This is a genomic window from Acidimicrobiales bacterium, assembly GCA_036378675.1.
Classification (GTDB): domain Bacteria; phylum Actinomycetota; class Acidimicrobiia; order Acidimicrobiales; family Palsa-688; genus DASUWA01.
Window position 1 is genome coordinate 1 of the sequence record DASUWA010000003.1, and the last position, 2661, is coordinate 2661.

3 protein-coding genes are annotated in these 2661 nt (G+C 62.9%); 1 reads left to right on the top strand and 2 read right to left on the bottom strand.

Annotated features, from left to right (window positions below; all coding sequences use genetic code 11):
- Window positions 1-389: 389 nt before the first annotated feature.
- Together VFZ97_00990 and VFZ97_00995 are read right to left on the bottom strand one after the other, a co-directional pair.
- Window positions 390-755, bottom strand: a complete 366-nt coding sequence (locus VFZ97_00990) for a hypothetical protein (GenBank protein ID HEX6391982.1) — start codon at window positions 753-755, stop codon at window positions 390-392.
- 164 nt (window positions 756-919) lie between these two features.
- On the bottom strand, window positions 920-1390 hold the full coding sequence (locus tag VFZ97_00995; protein ID HEX6391983.1) for a hypothetical protein: 471 nt from the start codon (window positions 1388-1390) through the stop codon (window positions 920-922).
- Between the two features lie 708 nt (window positions 1391-2098).
- Here VFZ97_00995 and VFZ97_01000 point away from each other — a divergent pair.
- Window positions 2099-2467 carry a hypothetical protein gene (locus tag VFZ97_01000; GenBank protein HEX6391984.1) on the top strand — a complete coding sequence of 123 codons (369 nt, stop codon included), beginning with the start codon at window positions 2099-2101 and terminating at the stop codon, window positions 2465-2467.
- Window positions 2468-2661 lie beyond the last annotated feature (194 nt).

Sequence of the window (2661 nt, forward strand, 5' to 3'; positions counted from 1 at the left end):
CCCAAATTTGATTGTTGTCGCCGACGAGCAGCACCCGCTTCGTCGAGCACCTAGGAAACGCTGGGCGCCCCAGGTCCGCCGACATCCGGCCATCCGGCTATCAGCCCTCTTGACAGCTGGGCCCCACACAGGAAACGCCGATTCTCGGGCGGAATCAGGTTGGCTGGCCATAATCGGATGCGCTCGCGTTCTGAGCGCTTCCCGAGCCCACTCAGTAGGTATCGATGAGGGCCCTATCGAGCGTCTCGTGGAACATGCCCCACTGTGCGATCGTCACCTCGTCCGTCGTGAACCTGTTGCGGTCTTGGAACGCCTCGGGAACGGTGCACACCCCCCGAGCCGTCCGGAGACTTCTAGGGGATACCAGGACGAAGGCCTGAGCACCGGCTCTACTCGTTATCCCAGATCTGGATGGTCCAGCTACGCGGCCAGGCTGGCAGGGAGCCGGGATCGGGGAATTCGCCGTGCGAGCCGGGATGGCCCTTGGCCAAGGTGCAAAGGACTAGTTGAGGCACCACAACCGATATGCCGTATGCACCTCCGTCCATAGCGTTCATGAAGCGGGCTTTCGACCGGCACTGCGCTTGCTCGCTGACAAAGAAGTTCCCGTCGCGCAGTTCTTTGCCCGACACAGTAAGCGGCCGCGTCTTGGGAAGGTCCATGATCACGTCGTGGATGAACGGGTGGGCCGTAGGCTGGGCCGCCTTCAGCCTGCTTATGAGGTCATCGAGAGACTCGCCGGAAGGCTCACCCACACCCCAAGGATGCCACGCCACAGTGATCGTCTCCTCGTGAACCGAGTCTCGCGCAAAGGACCGGAGGAGGCGCGTTGCGCCGACTAGAGCGCCCTACGTCATCAGTCTTGCTGCTACGAGGGAGCTGCCCTCTTTGGCGCGAGAGCGAATATTCGGCGCTCCGGCTAGATCGGATGCTCATCCGGGTTGAACCCGCGCCACGCCATTTGGCCGACCCGGCGATGTAACACCAGCGCCGCGAATCCGATCCAGAACCCGCTTCCGATGAGTTGCAGCCAGCCGGGTTGCCAGAACTGGGTAAGGCTAGAGCGCTTTGGGAGGAGAGCTACCACTGCGATAGTGCTCACAACGACTGCCGCACCCAGCCGGGCGGTTCGCGACAGCATCCTTGCCGGACCCAAGGGGGGATGTTTCGACGAAACCCCAATCACCGTGGGCCAGGCGACCACACACAGGAGCACACCCCCCACGAGCGACAAAACAAGCCAGCCCCTCTGGGAGGAGTGATCCGAAAGCTCGACCACGACTCTCCACACGGCGAACGCGGCGATCCCCGCCATGAAGAAAACCAAGAGAATGAACCTGGCCCACTCATGATCCCGAAAGAACGCCTTTGTTGGGCCGCCGCGTCTCATTCCGATCCTCATTCTGACCAACCCGTTCACCGCCGGACACGGTAGGCGCGGCCGATGGCACGGCAACCGCACGATCAGATCCGTCTCGCCGAATCACGCGCTTGTCCTCAACGGCGCCGATGGTGTGCCCGGTGCGCGAGATTGAATATTCGGCGTCGGTGGTGTGTGGAAGGCTGGAACGCAAGTGGTGTTACGAGCCTTGATAGGTGGGGTGCGCGTCGGGTGAGGGCCGTTGAGTTTCATCGCATCGAGCGAGCCGCCGCCTTTCTGGTTGTCGTCTGTGTGCTTTGTACGGCCGGATGCAGTAACGATGCGCCCCGAGGGGCCATTTCCCCCGGCATTTCGGGAACCGCTGACACGATCGTGGCCTACCCGCCGCTGCCTCGCCCTCCGGCCGGTAGTCCTCAAGGCTGCCTGGGAGTGCCAAATGTCGGCCTGACCCCGACCGCGGCAGATCGAATCGTCGGGGAAGCGACTTCAATAGTTGGACCAGACCTCGAATCGATCGCCCCGTGCAGCCCGGGACCCGTTTGGCTCGGATTGCGCGCCGGAACGGAGACGACGGCCAAGCGTGTATGGCTCCGGTTCGGTCGTGACGTCTATATCACAGTCGGTCTGACTGTCTATCGGGGGTCGCCTGGTCGCAGTCCGCGCTGCGGGATTCTGCAGAAATCGTCGCTTCAGCCATCAGGACTGCACCTGTCGGTTGTGCCGAAATCCATCCGCGTCACCTCGGGCGGGACATTCGACGCGAACGTCGAGGTCACAGACGATGGTCCCGGCACCTTCGATATGGACACCGGTCAACCATTGCAGGCTGTCATCATCCATCCGGGCTCCGCCCAGGTCGTTGGTGTTCTAACAGAGAACGTCGGCGGCACCGGCTTCGAGGTCCACGCAGGTCCCGGCCAGACCAAGAAAATTCCAGTTCTGGGAGGCACCTCCCGCTGTGACGGCGGGGTCGGATCAGGGCTCCCACCGGGAAGCTACGACTCAGTCGTGCGCGTGGCACCCGAAGGCCAACCGCAGAACCCTGTTTACTTCACCCCTCCCATCCGCATCACCGTCACGCCCTAGTCAGCGCGCAGCGAGCCCGGAGCGTGCCCGACGACGACCCTCAGCGCGGATCGGGGTCTATCTCGTAAACGGTGTTTCCGGCGTTCCTGTTAGTAGGTCTCTGCGTCGGGGAATCGGTCGGCGAATGTGATGGCGAAGGCGTTGAGCGCTGGCTTCCATCGCATCGCCCATCTGGTCCGGCCGGTGCCGGTGGG